General features: G+C 67.9%; 7 protein-coding genes. 4 read left to right on the top strand and 3 right to left on the bottom strand.

Going from position 1 to position 17,992, the window contains the following annotated elements:
• Positions 1-24: 24 nt before the first annotated feature.
• From FIV09_RS14985 to FIV09_RS14970, 4 genes are all read left to right on the top strand, one after another.
• Complete coding sequence (locus tag FIV09_RS14985; protein WP_152451105.1) at positions 25-8,238, top strand: type I polyketide synthase; 8,214 nt, start codon at positions 25-27, stop codon at positions 8,236-8,238.
• Complete coding sequence (locus FIV09_RS14980) at positions 8,235-13,103, top strand: type I polyketide synthase (RefSeq protein WP_172975748.1); 4,869 nt, start codon at positions 8,235-8,237, stop codon at positions 13,101-13,103. The genes FIV09_RS14985 and FIV09_RS14980 overlap by 4 nt, the downstream gene beginning before the upstream one ends.
• Before the next feature lie 139 nt (positions 13,104-13,242).
• Complete coding sequence (locus FIV09_RS14975; protein WP_152451101.1) at positions 13,243-14,298, top strand: PHB depolymerase family esterase; 1,056 nt, start codon at positions 13,243-13,245, stop codon at positions 14,296-14,298.
• Positions 14,299-14,302: 4 nt separating this feature from the next.
• Positions 14,303-15,115 (top strand): hypothetical protein, encoded by an 813-nt coding sequence (locus tag FIV09_RS14970; RefSeq protein ID WP_152451099.1) that lies wholly within the window; start codon positions 14,303-14,305, stop codon positions 15,113-15,115.
• Positions 15,116-15,146: 31 nt separating this feature from the next.
• On the opposite strand, the gene FIV09_RS14965 is transcribed toward FIV09_RS14970, so the two are convergent.
• The 3 genes from FIV09_RS14965 to FIV09_RS14955 all read right to left on the bottom strand — a co-directional run bounded on the left by FIV09_RS14965 (position 15,147) and on the right by FIV09_RS14955 (position 17,869).
• A complete protein-coding gene (locus FIV09_RS14965; protein ID WP_152451097.1) occupies positions 15,147-16,532 on the bottom strand; it encodes a hypothetical protein in 1,386 nt (461 codons plus the stop codon).
• 4 nt (positions 16,533-16,536) lie between these two features.
• The gene (locus tag FIV09_RS14960; RefSeq protein ID WP_152451095.1) at positions 16,537-17,442 is read right to left on the bottom strand and encodes a sulfotransferase; all 906 of its coding nucleotides are present in this window, start codon (positions 17,440-17,442) and stop codon (positions 16,537-16,539) included.
• 115 nt (positions 17,443-17,557) lie between these two features.
• Entirely contained in the window at positions 17,558-17,869 is a 312-nt protein-coding gene (locus FIV09_RS14955) for a hypothetical protein (RefSeq protein WP_152451093.1), read from the bottom strand.
• Between the last annotated feature and the right edge of the window lie 123 nt (positions 17,870-17,992).

The following is a 17,992-nucleotide window of genomic DNA, read 5'->3' as shown; positions in this document are numbered from 1 at the left end:
ACGGTCCGGTTTCGGAGTGACCCCATGGATCATGCATTCGGCATCATCGTTCTGACCCCGGCCGGCACCGGCGATCCCGCGCTCGCGGTCGCCGCGCAAAGAGCCGGGCATCTTGGGGTTCTGAACGCCGAGCTGCCCTTGCCGGAGGGCGTGTTGACCGACGCGCTCGACCATCTGGCGGCAAGCGCGCCTGCGGGCTGGGGTGTTGCCCTGTCCGACGCCGCCCTGGCGACCGAGATCGCGGGCGACTACGGCGCGCGCGGTCTGGCCACGGTGATCCTTCCCGCTGCGGCGGCCTTCGATGCGCCGACCGAGGTGGAGGCCCTGCGTGCGGCGGGTCTGCGCGTGATCCTTGAAGCCATAAGCTGGGACGACCGCCTGACGGGACCGATCGCGGCCCAGGGCGTCATCCTCAAAGGCCACGAGGCGGGCGGCCGGGTCGGCGAAGCCACCAGCTTCATCCTGTTGCAAAAAGCCCGCGCGGCTGGTCTCGCGCCCGTGTTCATTCGCGGCGGGATCGGGATGCATTCGGCGGGTGCCGTGCGCGCGGGTGGTGCGGCGGGTATCGTGCTCGACGATCAATGCCTGATGCTGCGCGAAAGCGCGCTTGCGGATCGCGTCGCCCCCGTGCTGGCCCGCATGACGGGCGGCGAGACAGCCCTGATCGAAGGGCAGGCCGGGATCCGCTGGCGCGGTGTCGAGATGCCGGGCCGGAACGCGGCGGCCACTTTGCGCGCAGTTATCGCGCAATCCGAGGTGGCGTCGCAGGACGGCGTCGCGGAAGCGGCGTTCGGCTGGGATATCGGCGCGGGCCAACTGGCCCCCATGGGGCAGGCCGCGGCCTTCGCGCCCGATCTTGCGCGCCGGTACGGTGGTCTTGGGCGGCTTTGTGCGGCCCTTCTGAAGGTCAGCGCGGATGCGGTCGCGCGCGCCGCCGACACGGATATCCTGGGCGCCGATTGTCCGCTCGCGCAGGATCACGGCACCACCTATCCCATCGTGCAGGGCCCCATGACGCGGGTCTCTGACGTCGCCCCCTTCGCGCAATCCGTGGCCGAGGGCGGCGCGCTGCCGATGATCGCGCTGGCGCTGATGCGTCCCGGTCAGGCGGACAAGCTCTTGGCCGACGTGGCCGAGCGGCTGAAGGGCAAGACCTGGGGCGTGGGCCTTCTGGGATTCGCGCCCTCGCAGCTCGTCAAGGATCAGGTCGCCGTCGCGTTGAAGCACGGCCCGTCCTTCGCGCTCATCGCAGGCGGGCGTCCGGATCAGGCTGTGGCGCTCGAGGCCGATGGCATCCCGTCCTACCTGCACGTGCCGTCACCCCGGCTTCTGTCGATGTTCCTCGAACAGGGCGCGCGGCGCTTCGTCTTCGAGGGGCGCGAATGCGGCGGCCATGTGGGCCCGATGTCCTCGCTCGTCCTCTGGGACAACATGGTGCGCACCCTTCTGGAGGAAGTGGACGACGCCAAGACCGCCTCCGAAATCCGGGTGCTGTTTGCGGGCGGCATTCACGATGCGACCTCGGCGGCGATCGTGGCGGCCTTCGCGGCCCCCCTGGCCGCGCGCGGCATCAAGGTCGGCGTGCTGATCGGCACGGCGTATCTCTTCACCGAAGAAGCGGTCCGCGACGGCGCCATCGCCGACACCTTCCAGCAGACCCTGCTCGACTGCACCGAGACCGTCACGCTTGAGACCGGCGCGGGCCATGCCTCCCGCGCCGCCATGACGCCCTTTGCCGAGGAATTCGCCGCGAAGCGCCGCGCGCTCGAAGCCCAGGGCATGGGCGCCGAGGACATGCGCGAGGAGCTGGAAAGCCTGACCCTGGGCCGTCTGCGCATCGCTTCGAAGGCGACCGAACGGCAGGGCGATGACCTGCTGGAGGTGCCCGTCGCGCGGCAGAAACAGGAAGGCATGTACATGATCGGGCAGGTGGCGCAGCTGCGCGACGGTCTGACCAATGTGAAGGGCCTGCATTCGGAGATCTGCGAAGACGGTGCCGCGCTGGTGCGCGAGATTGCCGCCGGTGCGTCCGAGCCCGAGCTGCTGCACGCCCGGCCCAAAGCGCCCGAACCTGCCGATATCGTTATCGTCGGCATGTCCGCGCTCTTGCCCGGTGCCAATGACCTCAAGGCCTATTGGGAAAACCTGCTCGACGGGCGCTCTGCGATCTCCGAGATCCCGCGCCATCGCTGGGATTGGCGGATCTATTTCGACGAGGATCCGACCGTCAAGGACAAGATCTACTCGAAATGGGGCGGGTTCCTTGAGGATATGCCCTTCGATCCGATGCGCTACGGCATCCCGCCGCGCGCGATCAAGGCGCTTGATCCGTTGCAGCTGATGACTCTCGACGTGGCGCGGCGCTGCCTCGACGATGCGGGTCTGACGGGGGAGGCGGGCGTCTCCGGCCCCCGGCTCAAGACCTCCGTGATCCTCGGCGCGTCGGGTGGCGCGGGCGATGTGGGCGCGCAATACGCTGTCCGCTCCGAGATGCCGCGCTTTCTGGGTGAGATTGACGAACAGGCGGCGGGCTTCCTGCCCGAATGGACCGAGGACAGCTTCGCGGGCATCCTCTTGAACGTGGCCGCGGGCCGCACGGCGAACCGGCTCGATTTCGGCGGCGTGAACTACACGATCGACGCGGCCTGCGCCTCGTCGCTGGCCGCCGTCTACCAGGGCGTCTTGGAGCTGGAGACGGGCCGGTCCGACATGGTGCTCGCGGGCGGCATCGACACGGTGCAGGGCCCGTTCGGCTATCTGTGTTTCTCGAAGACGCGCGCGCTTTCCCCGCGCGGGCGCTGTTCCTCGTTCGAGGCCGGGGCGGATGGCATCGTCATCTCCGAAGGCCTCGCGATGATCGCGATGAAGCGGCTGGCGGATGCCGAGCGCGATGGCGACCGCATCTATGCGGTGATCAAGGGTGTCGGCGGCTCCTCGGACGGCAAGGCCAAGTCGATGACCGCGCCGCATCCCGACGGGCAGATCCGCGCCCTTTCCCGCGCCTACGACATGGCGGGTTACGGGCCTGAAACCGTGGGCCTGTTTGAGGCGCATGGCACCGGCACCGTGGTCGGCGACACTGCCGAGATGGAAACGGTGACGCGGCTTCTGGAGGATGCGGGCGCGACCCCGCGTTCGGCCGCCATCGGCTCGGTGAAGACCCAGATCGGCCATACGAAGGCTGCCGCGGGCATTGCCGGTCTGATCAAGGCGTCGCTCGCCTGCCATCATGGTGTGCTGCCGCCCCATGGCCGTGCTGGTGCACCGAACGAGAAGCTTCTCGATGAAGAGCTGCCGCTCTACCTCGTGGATCGGCCGCGCCCCTGGCTTTCGGGGAATGGCCCGCGCCGCGCGGGCGTGTCGGCCTTTGGCTTCGGCGGCACGAATTTCCACGTCACCCTCGAGGAACATGACGCCAAGCGCGCGATCCCCGCGCTGGCCCCTGCCGCCCGCACGCGCTGGCCGCATGAGCTGCTGGTCTGGCGCGGCGCGTCGGCCAAGGGCGTGGCCAGCCAGATCCGCGCGCAGCTCGACCGGCTGGGACAGGGCTGGTCGCCCGCGATTGCAGACCTCGCGCGTTCGCTCTGGGAGGCGGCGCCGAAGAAGGGCCTGACAGCCACGCTCGTGATCTCGGATCCCGCGCAACTGCCCGAGAAGATGTCGGCGCTGCTCGCGGCGCTTGAGACCGGCACGCCGGTCCCGCCGGGGGCCAGCTGGTCCGAGACGCCGCGCCTCGCAGATGGTGGCAAACTCGCGCTGATCTTCCCCGGACAGGGCAGTCAGTATCCCGACATGATGGCCGATCTCGCGGTGCTGATGCCGCAGATGGCCGCGGCACTGTCGCGCGCCGATGCAGCACTCGGTCAGCCGCTCAGCCGGGCGATCCTGCCCGAAGCGGTCTATGATGCCGAGGCGCGGAAAGCCGCTGCCGCAAACCTGACGCGCACCGATGTGGCCCAGCCCGCTTTGGGCGCGGTCGAGGCCGGGCTCTGGGCAATCCTCGCGGATCTGGGTGTCGAGGCGCATATGGCCGCGGGCCACAGCTATGGTGAGTTCGTGGCATTGCATGCGGCAGGCGCCATCGCGGAGGATGACCTCTACCGCGTTTCCGAAGCGCGGGGCCGCTTCATGGTCGAGGCGGGCGAGGGCGCTGATCTCGGCACCATGGCCGCCGTGCGCGCCGAACGCGCGGAGATCGAGGCGCTGATCGACGGGCTGCCGGATGTGGTCATCGCCAATCACAACGCGCCCGAGCAGTCGATCCTGTCGGGCACCCGCGCCGCCATCGAGGAGGCTGGCAAACGCGCCGAAGCGCAGGGCCTTTCGTTCCGCCCGCTGCCCGTGGGTGCGGCCTTCCATTCGCCCATCGTGGCGCCTGCGGAGAAACGTCTGGCGAGCTACCTCAACAAGATGCCGGTCTCCGATCCGCGCTTCCCGGTCTATGCCAACACCACCGCGGAACCCTACGAGGCCGGCGCGAAGAAGATCCGCACGACGCTGGCGCGGCAATTGGCGCGGCCGGTCGAATTCCTGTCGGAAGTGCGGGCGATGCATGAAGATGGCGCGCGCGTTTTCCTCAGCGTCGGGCCGAAATCGGCCCATGCGGCGATGGTGCGGCAATGCCTGGCCGGACAGGATCATGCGGCGATCACTACCGATGACGAAGAGGGCGGGCTGAAGGGCCTGCTCACGGCGGTCGGCACGCTTCTGTCCGAGGGCGCGGCGCTCAATCTGGCTGCCCTCTTCCGGGGGCGCGAGGCGCAGATCGTGGCGCTGAAAGGCCCGGTCGAGGCTGAGGATGTGCCCGGCAAGAACATCTGGATGCTCAACGGCTCCGGCGCGCGACAGGCGGGCAGCCCGCCGCTGCCGGTGCTGACGCTGGAAGACATCGAAGCGCGCAAAACGGCACGCGCTGCCGCTGCTGCCATGCCCGTCGCAGCGCCGACCGCGCAATCGACGCAATCTCCGACCGGGTCCGCTGCCACAGCGCCTTCCATGGCCCGACCACCCCGACCGCGAAAGGAGTCCATCATGGATCACTCTCCACAGGACCTGTCTCAGAGCGAGGCGGTCCATCCCACTCAATATTACGAGGGGGACAGCATCATGGCGGCATTCCAGGCCACCATGACGCGCTTCCTCGAGACCCAGGAACGGGTGATGCTTGCGAGCCTCGGCGCGCAAGTGACCCAGGCTGCGCCGCAGCGCCCGATGGCGCGGCCCCCGATGGCGCGCCCCGCACCGCGCGCGGCGATCCCCGCAGCACCGGCACCGGCCGCACCGCCCGCCCAACCCGCGTCGGCACCCGCACCGGTCTCTGCACCGGCGCCTGCCGCAGCCGCTCCTGCGCCGCAGCCTGCTCCCGCAGCGCCTGCGCCCGCTCCGACACCGGCTCCGGCAGCAACAGCCGCACCGGCAGGGGCGCTCGATCGCGACGGCATCTCGGCGCTGCTTCTCGAGATCGTCGAGGACCGCACCGGTTATCCTTCGGACATGCTCGACATGGATCAGGGGATCGAGGCCGATCTCGGGATCGACTCGATCAAGCGGCTGGAAATCGTGGGCGCGCTGATCAAGGCGCTGCCTGCCGGGCAATCGGCGGCGGCGACGCCCGCGGGCGAGACACTGAACGCGCAGAAGACCCTCGGCGCGATTGTCGACACGCTGGTGGAGCATTTGGAAAAAGAGGGGGCGACAGCCCCTTTTGATCCCGCCGGGGCGGAGAATGCGGAGCTGCAGACGCAGTCCCGACCGCCCCGGTTCGTCACGTCGCCCGAGGCGCAGGAGGGGCCCGGCCCCGCCGCGCTGCCTTCGGGCACCTACCTTCTGACCGAGGACGCGAGAGGCGTGGCCCGGCTTCTGGCGGAGAAGATCGCAGCGGCAGGCGGCACCGCCGAGATCATGCCCGCCGCTGCGGCGGAGAGCATGTCCGCGCCCCTTGCGGGTCTTGTCCATCTCGCCCCGCTCGACGCGGTTCCGGTCACGCTCGATGCCGGGATATCGGCGTGGCGCACAGCCCTCTCTCAGTCCGAGAAAAGCGCCTATGCCCTCATGCGGACCCATGCCGACAGCTTGAAGTCGGGCCGTGTCCTTCTGGCCTCGGCCATGGGCGGGATGTTCGGGCGCGACGGCGCGTCCGGGCTGATGCTGTCGGGCGGCGCCACGGGGCTTGCGAAATCCCTGCGCGAGGAATGGCCGGATACGCGGAGCCGCGCGGTCGATCTCGATCCTGCGCTCACGCCCGAGCGTATGGCCGAGATCCTGTTTGCCGAACTCGCCGCCTCCGAGGGTCGGATCGAGGTGGGCTATCCCGGTGGCGCGCGCCACATTTTCCGCAGCCTGCCCGCCGAGGTCGCGGATCTGCCCGCCGCCGATCTGCCGAAAGCGGCGACGATCCTGGCCACGGGCGGCGCGCGCGGCATCACCGCCGAATGTCTGCGGCCCTTCGCCCGGGCCGGGGCGCGGCTCGTGCTTGTCGGGCGCTCTGCCTTGCCCGGCGCGGAAGATGCCGAAACGGTCAACCTCTCGGATGCGGGCGAGTTGCGCCGCGCGCTGGCATCTGCGGCCAAGGCGTCCGGCCAGCCCGTGAAACCCGCCGATCTGGAGCGTCGGATCGCCGCCATCCTGCGCGACCGCGAAATGCGCGCGAACCTCGCCGACCTGACGGCGCAGGGGGCGGCTGCGGTCGAATATCGCATCTGCGACATGTCCGATCCGGATGCGGTCGCGGCCCTCCTGGCGGATCTCGGCCCCGTTCACGGCGTGATCCATGGGGCAGGCGTGATCGAGGATCGCCGCATCGAGGACAAGACGCCCGAAAGCTGGGACCGCGTGGTCGAGACCAAGGTGATGGGCGCCATGGCGCTCGCAGCAGGGCTGGACGCGGCACCGCCTGCCTTCTTCGCGATGTTCGCCTCCGTCGCAGGCCGCTACGGCAATTCCGGTCAGACGGATTACGCCACGGCGAATGAAGTGCTGAACCGCCTCGCCGCGTCGCTCTCCGCGCGCTGGCAGGGCACCCGCGCGACGGCGATCAATTGGGGGCCGTGGGACGCGACCAAGTTCGGCGCGGGCATGGTGTCGGACGCGGTGCGGCTCAAGTTCGAGGCGCAGGGCGTGACGCTCGTGCCTGCGGAAGGCGGGGCAGAGGCCTTCTTCGACGAGATGTTGCGCGGCCCGCGCGCAGCGACAGAGGTCACGCTTGGCGCGGGGCCGTGGGAACGCCACGAGACCGACCGTGCGGGCGGCGATCCCGCGCCCGCGCTGGCCATGGCGCCATCCCTCGTGCCCGCCTCGCAAAGTGCCACGCCGCTCCTGGCCGATCCGCGTCCGGAACCTGCGCCCAAGGGCGGCACCGCCATTCCGCGCCGCCTGACGCTTGCGGGCGATCCCTGGCTGGGCGCGCATCGCATCGGCGAGACGCCGGTCCTGCCGCTGGCCTGCGCGGCGGAGCTATGCGCCGAGGCAGCTTCCGTGATCTGGCCCGATTGGCGCGTCGCGGGCCTGTCGGATCTGCGCGCGCTCGCCGGTCTGCGCCTCGAGGGTGAGGCGGATCGCGAGCTTCTCGTGGTCGGAAATTCGGCTGAGCATGGTGATCCCACGGGCTTTTCCGCCCGCGTCGACCTGAAAGCCGCCGAGCCGCCCCATCGCGGCCATTACCGGGCCTCGGCGATCCTGCGCCCCCATGGCAGCGGCCTGCCCGAGGGCGCCGAGGAGCTGGCGCTCGATGTGATGATGGCCCGCGCGAAGGCCTCCCCCGTCTCGGCCCGCCGTGCATACCGCGAGATGCTGTTCCACGGCCCCGAATATCAGCGCGTGAAGGACCTCGAAGGGCTCGATCAGGGCGCGGTCGTCGCCCGTGTCGCGCCCAGCCCGCAAGGGGCGTTCGGCGCTGGCACGGATTGGCTGATCGATCCCGGCCTGCTTGATGCCGTCGCGCAAATGGCTTGGGTCTGGTCCATCGTCACCCGCGAGGCGCCCGCGCTGCCCAATGCGATCGAGCGTCTTATCCCGATGGGAGACGGCGTGCCCGCGCGGATGATCCTCGCGATGCGACCCGATGCGCAGGCGCCGCAGGTCCTGTGCGATGCGGTGATCGTGGATGAAGCGGATCAGCCGGTCTTCCTCGTTCAGGGGCTGGAATGCACGTCCGATCCCGGGCTGGCGCGCTTCTGCGGCTTCAAGGGCGAGATCCTGCGCGACGTGATCGGCAATCCCCGCGCCGAGGCTGCCGAATGACCAGAACGCCTGCGACCGACCGGGACATCGCCATCATCGGCATGGCCGGGATGTTTCCGGGCTCGGACGATATTCACCGCTTCTGGGCCAATATCTGCGGCAAGCTCGATTTCGTCGGCGCGCCGCCCCCCGAATGGGAGGCCGAGCGCTACCTGAACGGGCAGGGGCCCACGCATATCCCGACCGCGCGCGGCGGCTATCTCGGAGAGGCCTTCGCCGCCGATCCTGCCGAGCTGGGCGTGATGCCCACATCCGTCGACGGCTCGGAGCCCGACCAGTTCCTCGCTCTCAAGATCGCTCGCGCGGCGCTGGCGGATTCGGGTTATCTCGACGGGGATCACGAACGCACCGGGGTCATCGTCGGCCATTCCACCTACCTGCATCGCGGCAATGCCGCCGTCGTGCAGCACGGTGTCGTGCTCGATCAGACCCGCGAACTTCTGGGCCAACTCATGCCCTGGGCCGATGCGGCGACGCTCGACCGGGTCCGCGCCGAGATGGCCAAGCAGCTGCCGCCCTTCAACGCCGATATCGCGCCGGGCCTCGTGCCGAACGTCATGTCGGGGCGCATTGCGAACCGACTCAACCTGAACGGGCCGAATTACATCCTCGACGCGGCCTGCTCGTCTTCGATCCTCGCGGTTCTGTCGGCGATGGAGGAGCTGCGCCATGGCCGGTCCGACCTGATGCTGGCGGGTGGGGTCAATGCCTCGATCTCGGCCGAGGTCTACATGGTCTTCAACCAACTGGGCGCGCTGTCGGGCAATGGCCATGTGCGGCCCTTTTCCGAAGGCGGGGATGGCACGCTTCTGGGCGAAGGGCTGGGCCTTCTGGCGCTCAAGCGCCGTGCCGATGCGGAACGCGACGGCGACCGGATCTACGCAATCCTGAAAGGGGCGGGCCAATCGAGCGACGGCAAGGGGTCGGGCCTGCTCGCGCCGCGTCTCGAAGGGGAGGCGCTGGCCATACGCCGCGCCATCGAAGACGCAGGCACCGAAGCGACCCCGCCGGGCCTCATTGAAGCGCATGGCACCGGCATCCCGCTTGGGGATCAGACGGAGATCGGCGCGCTGCAGACGATCTTCGGCAATCGCGACGCCTCGGGCCTGCCCACCACGGCCATCGGCTCGGTGAAGTCGATGATCGGCCATTGCATTCCGGCGGCGGGCGCTGCGGGCCTGATCAAGACCGCGCTCGCGCTTTATCACAAGACCCTGCCGCCCACCCTGTCGGACAAGCTGCGCGACGGGCTCGGGGTCGAGGAGACGCCGATCTACGTCAACACCGAGGCGCGGCCCTGGATCTCCGCGCCGGATACCCCGCGCCGGGCGGCGGTCAACGCGTTCGGCTTCGGTGGCGTGAACTCCCATGCGGTTCTGGAAGAGGCCGCACTTGATGCCGCGCGCCCCGCCGGTGCGACGCCTGCGCATTGGCCGCAGGAGCTGATCCTTCTGGCGGCGGAAAGCCCCGCGCACCTGGCCGAGACCGCGCAACATCTGGCGGATCGCATCGCCACCCATGTCGATGCCGATCTCTCGCAGGTCGCGGCCTACCTGGCCGAACATCGTGGCACGGGCCCGGCGCGACTGGCGCTCGTGGCCGAGAGCCGCGATGACCTGATCGAGAAGCTTGGCAAGGCCGCGGACCGTCTCGCCAAGGGCAAGGGCAGCTTCCGCATCAAGTCGGGCATCATCGCGAGCGACACGCCCGTCACCGGCAAGATGGCCTTCATCTTTCCGGGCGAAGGTGCGCAATATCAGGGCATGCTGTCCGAGATCCTGACCGCCTTCCCCGAGGCGCGATCCTGGTTCGACTTCTGGGACGGGCTGTTTCCCGACCGCGAGACGCCGCCCTCCGCCTCGGTCTTTCCGCCGCCGACCACGCTGTCGGGGCCGCTGGAAGCCGCGCTTGCCGACAAGCTCTTCGGGCTCGAATTTGGCTCGGAATCGATGTTCATCGCCGCGCAGGCGCTTCTGGGCGTGACCGACCGCGTGGGCCTCGCACCCGATCTCGTCGTGGGGCATTCCTCGGGCGAGCATTCGGCGTTGGCTGCGGCAGGCGTCTTCGGCGCCACCCGCACCGCCGAAGATCGGGCCGAGTTTGCATCGCGCATCCGCTCCCTCAACCGTCTCTACCAGGAGATCGAGGCGTCGGGCGGGATTGGCGGCGGCGCGCTCCTGACCGTGGGCGGCGTGCCGCGCGAGCGTATTCTCGCACTGACCGAGGCGGATCCGGACGTGCACCTGGCGCTCGACAATTGCGAACATCAGGCGGTGCTCTACGGGAGCCGCACCCGGATGGAGGAGGTCGCCGAGGAGTTGCGACCCGAGGGCGGCATGACCGCCTTTCTGCCCTTCGACCGGCCCTATCACACGCCGCTTTTCGCCGATGTCGCCGAGAAGGTGCAGGGCGTTTACGCGGACATGGCCTTCACCGCGCCGCACCTGCCGGTCTATTCCTGTGCCACCGCCGCGCCGATGCCCGAAGCACCCGCCGAGATCCGCGCGCTGGCCGCGCATCAATGGGCGTCGCGCGTGCGTTTCACAGAAACGGTCGAACGGCTTTACGAAGACGGCGTGCGTCTGTTCGTCGAGATCGGGCCCTCGTCGAACCTCACGGGCTTTGTCGACGACACGCTGAAGGGCCGCGATGCGCAGGCCATCGCGCTCGATTCGCGCCGCCGGGGCGGGCTGTCGCATCTCTTGCAGGCGCTGGGCCGGATCTGGTGCGCGGGCCGCGAGGTCGATGCAACAGCGCTCTATTCCGATCGCGGGCTGGAGGCTGTTGATCTCGCCGCCGAGCCGAAAAAGCGCCGTGCGCGCCATATCGACAACACGCTGCCCGTGATGCGCCTGCCTGCCGAGGTGGCCGAAGAGGTCGCGGCGGACATCGCGCAGGCGTTTGGCCGAGATACCGGGGCCGCCATGCCCCCGGTCGTGCCACAACCCGCGCAGACACAACCTGTGCAGACACAAGCCGCGCTGCCCACACCTGCAGACCCGCAGCCATCCGTTGTACCTTCCGCAGCGCAGGCATCTGTCATGCAGGACGTGCCGCAAGATGTGTTGCATGGGCATTTCGACCTGATGCAACGCTTCCTCGACACGGCCGGAAATGTCGCCGCTGTTGCCATGGGAGAGGCACAAGCACCCGGTCTCGCAGCCGCGGAGCCTGCTGCTTCGGAATGGTATCCGCCGCTCTTGCACCGCATCGATTACGGCGAAGACACGCTCGTTGCAGAAAGCGATTTCGACCCGCTTGGCGATCCATTCATCGCCCATCACACGTTCTATGCCGACATGGTGTCGGACACCGATCCGGAGCTGCAATCGCTGCCGGTTCTGCCGCTCGCTGTCAGCCTCGAGATGGTGCTCGAAGCGGCGGCCGCGCTGACCGGGCAAGTGCCCACGCGCCTTGAAAACGTGCGCGCGCGCGATTGGGTCGCCTTTGACGACGGCCCCGCCACCCTGACCACCGAAGCCGTACGCACGGGTGACCGGGTCGCGGTGCGGCTCCTGCGAGATGGCGGGCTGCTCTTCGAGGCCGAAGCGGTTCTGAGTGCAGGCGACCTGCCCCCGCCGCTTGCCAATCTTGCGCATCCGCAGCCGCCGATCTGGTCCGACGACGCGCTCTATACGACGGGCATGTTCCACGGCCCGCTGTTTCAGGGCATCGCGGCGCTGACATGCTGGGATGCGGGCGGGCTCGATGCCGAATTGCACGATCTGCCGCTTGATGGCTTCTTCGGCTATGGCGAGGCGCCCGATGGCCTTCTGATCAATCCCGCCCTTCTCGATCAGGTGGGGCACGTGACGGCCTTCTGGATCGCGCAGGGCTGGGGCACGGATTTCAGTTCGTTCCCGTCCGGCATTGCCCGGATCGACCTGCCCGGCGCGCGTGCCGAAGCCGTCGCGGGTGGCAGCGTGAAGGGGCGGCTGGGCTTTCGCGACGGCGACGACCGGCCCGTGGGCGATCCTGCCTATGCCCGCTTCCTCGAAGGCGATTTCGACTGCCTCGGCCCCGATGGCACGCGGCTTTTGTCGGTGCGCGGCTGGCGCGACCGTTTCTTCGATGTGCCCCATCGCTTCTACGAGGCCCGCTACCGCCCGCGCGAGGCATGGTACGGCCATGATGCCCGCGCGCTGTTCGATGGTGCGCCGGGCGACGTGACGATCTGGTCCGTTCCGCCGTTTCCGCAGGGCTTTCTCGACGATGCGGGCGGGATCTGGACCCGCGTTCTGGCCGCGACGATCCTGTCGGGTGCGGAACGCGCGGTCTTTGCGGGGTTCACCGGCAAGCGGCGCCGCGACTGGATCATGGGCCGGATCGCGTTGAAGGAAGCCGCACGCGCGCACATCCTGGCCAGCCACGGCCTGGCGCTGCTGCCCGCGGATATCGAGATTGCGGCTGATGAGGCCGGTCGCCCCTACGTGCTGCCTGACCGCCCCGCCTTGATGGGAGTGACCGGCCCCATGCCCGAGGTCACGTTGTCCCATGCCGGGGGGGCGGCCCTGGCTGCGGCCGGGCCCGCAGGCCGCAGGCTCGGCGTCGACATGGAGACGCCTGAGGGGATCGCGCCCGATCTTCTGTCCGAAGGCGCGTTCTCCAGCGAGGAACTGAGCCGGCTCGGACTGACCGGCACGCCGGATGCCGCCGCCTTGCCCGCGCTCTTGCGTGGATGGTGCGCCAAGGAGGCGGCGGCAAAGATGCTGGGCGAAGGTCTGACCGGACGCCCCCGCGCCTTCGTGCTGAGCGCGATTGACGAAAGCGCGGCCCAAGCCCGTGTCACGGTACCTTCGGGCGGAACCGTCTCCGTTTTGCTCGGTCAGGAGGGCAATTGCATCCTGGCTCTGGCCCTGGAATGAAATTGGCTGGATATGGCCCATGTCGCGTGGGCGGCGTAGACAGCCTGCAAGCGCATCGCGTACGGTCGCGCCAAATCGGCGGCGCTGACCCTCGACCCCTGAACCGTCGCTCCTGAGGATCAAGAGGAAGTCATAATCCATGTCTCGATTTCGTATCGCTGCATTGACGATCACCGCTGTTTTCCTGGTGGCCTGCACCGCCTCTGCGGTCCGAAACCCCGAGCCCGGGGTCTCCAACTCACCGATCCGGGATGCGATCCGGGCGCGCGCCGAAGAACGCCGCGCCGAGCGTCAAAGCGATGGCGGGATCTTCAATGCGGGCGGCGGGGCAGGCGTGGGCGCGGGCGCGTCGACATCCGACCTGCAATTGGTCAGTTTCTCGTTCCAGGGCCGTGAGCGATCCTATTTCGTCGATCCGGCCACCACCGGGGCCGGCAAGTCCGTGGTCCTCGTGTTCCATGGCGGCGAGGGCGACGGCACGAAAGCGCAACGCATCACCGATCTGGCGGGCCTTGCGCGCCAGCAGGGCTTCACGGCGGTGTTCCCGAACTCGCCCGGCCAGCAATGGAATGACGGGCGGGAGACGACCGCCTCGGGTATCGACGATGTGGGCTACACCCGCGCGATGCTGAACGATCTGCGATCGCGGTTCGGAACGGATACGTCGCGCGCCTTCGCGGCAGGCATGTCGAACGGCGGAATGTTCGTGCAGCGTCTGGCCTGCGATGCGCCCGGTCTGTTCCGTGCCTATGCCGTGATCGCGGCGAACATACCGGCAAATCTTGCGAGCCGGTGCAACACCGCCCCGACCAGCCCAATGATCTTCTTCAACGGCACCGATGATCGGATCATGCCCTTCGGAGGCGGTCAGATCGCATCGTCGCGCATGCTGGGTGCGGGGGCTGGTGGCTCGGTCCTGTCGAATGCGGAAACCCGTGATTTCTGGAGCCGGATCAACAATTGCGGCCCGGCCAATACAAGCGCGCGCGAAGATCGCGTGGCCGACGAGACCAAGCTTCAGCTGATCAGCTACGACTGCGCCAACGGCGTCGACCTGCGCTTCTACCAGATCGAGGGGGGCGGCCACACCTGGCCCGATTCCGATATGGGGGGCAGCTTCATCACCGGCGCCGTCAGCCGTGAGATCAGCGCAACCAGCGCCTCGCTGGGATTCTTCCGGGGATACGGCCTGTAACTATATGACCGCGCCTGCGCCTATCCTGGTGCTGGCCGCTCCCGGAGCGGGCGGCCCGACCATTGCCTCGGCCATCGGGCGAAATTCGGGCGCGTTCGGCGTGCCTGCGCTCAATCTCGAGCTGGAGGCGAGCGTCTACGACATCGTGCTCGAAATGCAGGGGCTGCGTGGGGCGCAGATCCACGGCCTCTTGCGGGTGCTTGCGCAATGCCTGGGCGGGGAGCAGAGCCTGCATTCCGTCGAGATGGCGCGCCGCTGGCTGATGGGGCGGCTGCACCTGCCAAGTGCCGAGATCGCCCATTGGCTGACCGCGCGCCTCGCCCCGCGCCGCATCGTGCAGCCCGTGGGCTCGGGACTTCTGAGCGAAACCGCAAGGCGGCGTCTCGTGGAGATGTACCACGACGCGGAATTGCTGATCGTGACCCGCGATCCGGACAGCCACGATCATGCGCTGATGGCCCAGCACGAGGGTGCCGCGGCCATCCTTCTGGGCGCCTACAGCTCGGACGGTGCGGGCACGGCGATCCCCGATTTCGACATGCTGCGCGATCTGACCGAAGCGGGCATGGAGCAGATGCTCGAATTGCTGCCCGAAAGCCGGGCGCATCATCTGCATCTCGACGATCTGCTGGCCGATCCGGCCGCGGAACTCAAACGGCTGGCGGGCGCGCTTTCCCTGCCATCGGATGCCGCCTCTCTGCAGCGCATGATGCATCCCGAGGCCGGTCTCTTCGCCGGGACGGGGCCCTACGGCGCGCACAGTCCCAGCGATGTCCATCGGTTCGATGCGTTGAGCCAAGGCGCGCTGGTCGGCTGATCGCAGCCTGCCCGCTGCGCAGCACCCCCGATCAGGTCCCGCGCAGGATGGTGAAGCCGTTGCTTTCCGTCTCCATCTGCGCGCGCACGGCGTCGGAATTGCGGCTCAGCACCTGCAGCAGTTTCGCATGCACCGTCGTGCCCATGAAAAGGCCGTCCGGCGTCGATTCCAGCGACCGCAGACCGGTATGCGACACATGGCCAAGCGCGTCGTTGATGACCCGCTCCCACGTGATGCCGTCTCCGCTGCGCCAAAGCTGGTAGCCACCCTGAAGCGGCTCGCCGCGCGCATTCAGGGCGTAGTCGAACGGCGCCCAATGGTGCGTGCCGACATAGAGCGCGCCCTCATGCACCTCCATGCACCAGACCACCGAATTATAGGGATCATCTAGGCCCGGACCCATCGCCGATAGTGGCACTTTCAGCCCGTCGGGCGTGCAGCGCGGCTCGCCGAAGACCACATCCCAGGAGCCGTCCTGACGCACGACCAGAAGCTCCGCCGCTGCCGGGCCGACATTGTTCTCGCGGTCTTCGCCGAGGCCCGGAATGCCGCCGCCCACGTACAGATCGCCGTCGAATTCCGCGAGGGTGGCGACGGAATGGTTGTGGTTGAAGCGCCACGCGCCGTCGACCAGCACCCGCTCCCAGGTGAAGGGCGGGGTGCCTTCGGCATCCGTGCGCCACAGCTGGAAACCGCGCTTGGCGGATGCGGTGCCCGCGTAAAGGTATCCATGTGCCTTGCCGAGCGCGAAGACCGCCTCGTTGATCGGGTCGTCAAAGCCCGGCAGGCAGGCCGCCTGCCACGTATCCGGGCCGCCTTCCGGGTCGGTGGTGCAATAGACCATGGCCTCGGTTTCGGGCGGGAAGTTCAGATCGGCGCGCTCTGCCGATGTGATCCCGGCGGGCGCGGTGAAAAGCCAGCCCTTGAAAGGCGTCAGTCCGCGAAACGACATGATCGTGGAATCGTGCAACCCGTCCGACACGACAGGCGCGAAGGTGATCCCGTCTTCGGACCGCAGGATCTGTCCGCCGAAGACCGACATCACCCCGGCATAGAGGCACGGATGCGGGTCGCTCGCGCCCTGATAGACCGCGAAGGAGCGCACGCCGAACGCATCGGCAAGAACCGGCGGGCTGGTCTTGATCCCGTATTCCGCCGATCGGGCCTGGTGCCGGGCGACGCTTTCGGCGTCGGTGTCGCGGGCCGGAGCCTCGTAGACGGTTTCCCATGCACCGGTCGCGGGCTTGTGGCGCAGGATGCGCGCGCAATCCTCGGGTCCGGCGCCACGCGGGGTCGTCACGCCGAGATAGAGCCAATCGTTGTACCAGATGAGCGCATGCGCCAGCGTCGACGCCTCGTTTCCGAGCCCGCGGCGGGCAATCGTCTTGAAGGAGATCGGGGACAGGGCTGTGTTCATGATCTCATCCGTATCCGAATTGCCGGGCCAGCTTGATCGTGTCGGCCGACAGGGAGCTTTGGTCATCGCGCCAGGGCGCGGGCATGGTCACGTCCGGTTCCTGGATGTTCTGCAGGCGCGACATGTCGAGCACCGGGTTTTTCAGGAAGTTCGGGTCGTTGCCGTAGCGCGCGGAGGGGGGACCAAGCGTCGCGAAGGGCGAGCGTTCGGGATGCATCATCTCCTCGATCGCAGCGGGATCGCTTGAAATCCCGATCCATTCGCAGATCTGGGCCAGGTATTTCTCCGGATCGCTCAGCAGCATTTCCGCCTTGATGCGCAGGCATTGTCCCACGGGCAGGGTAGCCGTGAAATTCGTGATGTTCTGATGTCCGCGCAGCCAGGACATCTCGGGGTCGAGGCCGCGCCGGGTTTGCATCGTCCCGCCCGAAACCTTACCCGATTGGATGTCCTTGCGCAGCGACATCGCGGATTTGCCGGTGGTGATCGGGTTGCGCGTCAGATGCAGATAGAAAGCGCTCGGGAAAATCTCGGCGGTGCGCTGCAGATTTTCGGGTTTCAACACCGTGAGCGGGCTCTTGTCGAACAGATGCAGGTCGCCGACTTCCGACTGGATATGCTCGTAAAGCTGGGCGATGCGCCAATGGCCGCGCTGCATCAGCCATTCCTTGGCGCGGAGCACGGCCTCTTCGGACTGTTCCTTTTCGTGCAATTCGGCCAGAAGCCGCAGGATGCCCGCCAGACCGAAGGCCAGTGGGCCGCGCAGGCTTTGCAGCGCCTCGCCGACCGTTTCCACATGCGAGATGCTCAGCTCCGGCATGCCGTAAATTTCTGGGTGTTGTCCGATCATGCCGCCGATCAGCGACGTGTAGGAGCGGCCCGGCGCAATCAAAAACAGGGGATCAGGCATCTAATATTCCAAAGGACCGTCCAACAAATAACGGCCTGCGACGAAGTGATAGCCCTCGGGCAATCACGCTCGCAACCCCTTTGTCGCGGCGCTGGAAAGAGTGTGGCGCGCGGGGCTACCTGTCGGAGGGCGATGCGGGTTCCTGCACGCTTTCCACGCGGTCGAGGGCGGACCGTTCGTCTTCCATGAGCTTCAGGATCGCGCGCATCACCTTGATTCGGTAATCGAGATCGCGCCGCCGCTCCTGAAGGGTTTCGGGATCGTCCGACACCTCAAGGCTCATATCCGCCAGGTCGAGGAAGGCAGGCGTCGTGAGAAATTCCTGCACATGCCGCATGCGGGTCTGGCGTTCCTGCTGATCGCGCAGCAGGTCCTGGAGATCGCGGTCGATCGTCGTCGCGTCTTCGGATTTCGCCGCGTCGTTCATGTACTGGCCCTGTTCATTCACAGACCGGGCTTAGCAGCCCGGCATCAGAGTGCAAGAAGTTGGTGCGCCAAGGGTTGCACCCCCTCCGGCTTCGGACTTTAACCCTTGAGAGGTCCATTGCGA

This window comes from Roseivivax sp. THAF197b, assembly GCF_009363255.1.
Lineage (GTDB): Bacteria > Pseudomonadota > Alphaproteobacteria > Rhodobacterales > Rhodobacteraceae > Roseivivax.
The sequence above is the reverse complement of the archived record's forward strand: the minus strand, read 5'-3'. Positions and strand labels throughout refer to the sequence as shown.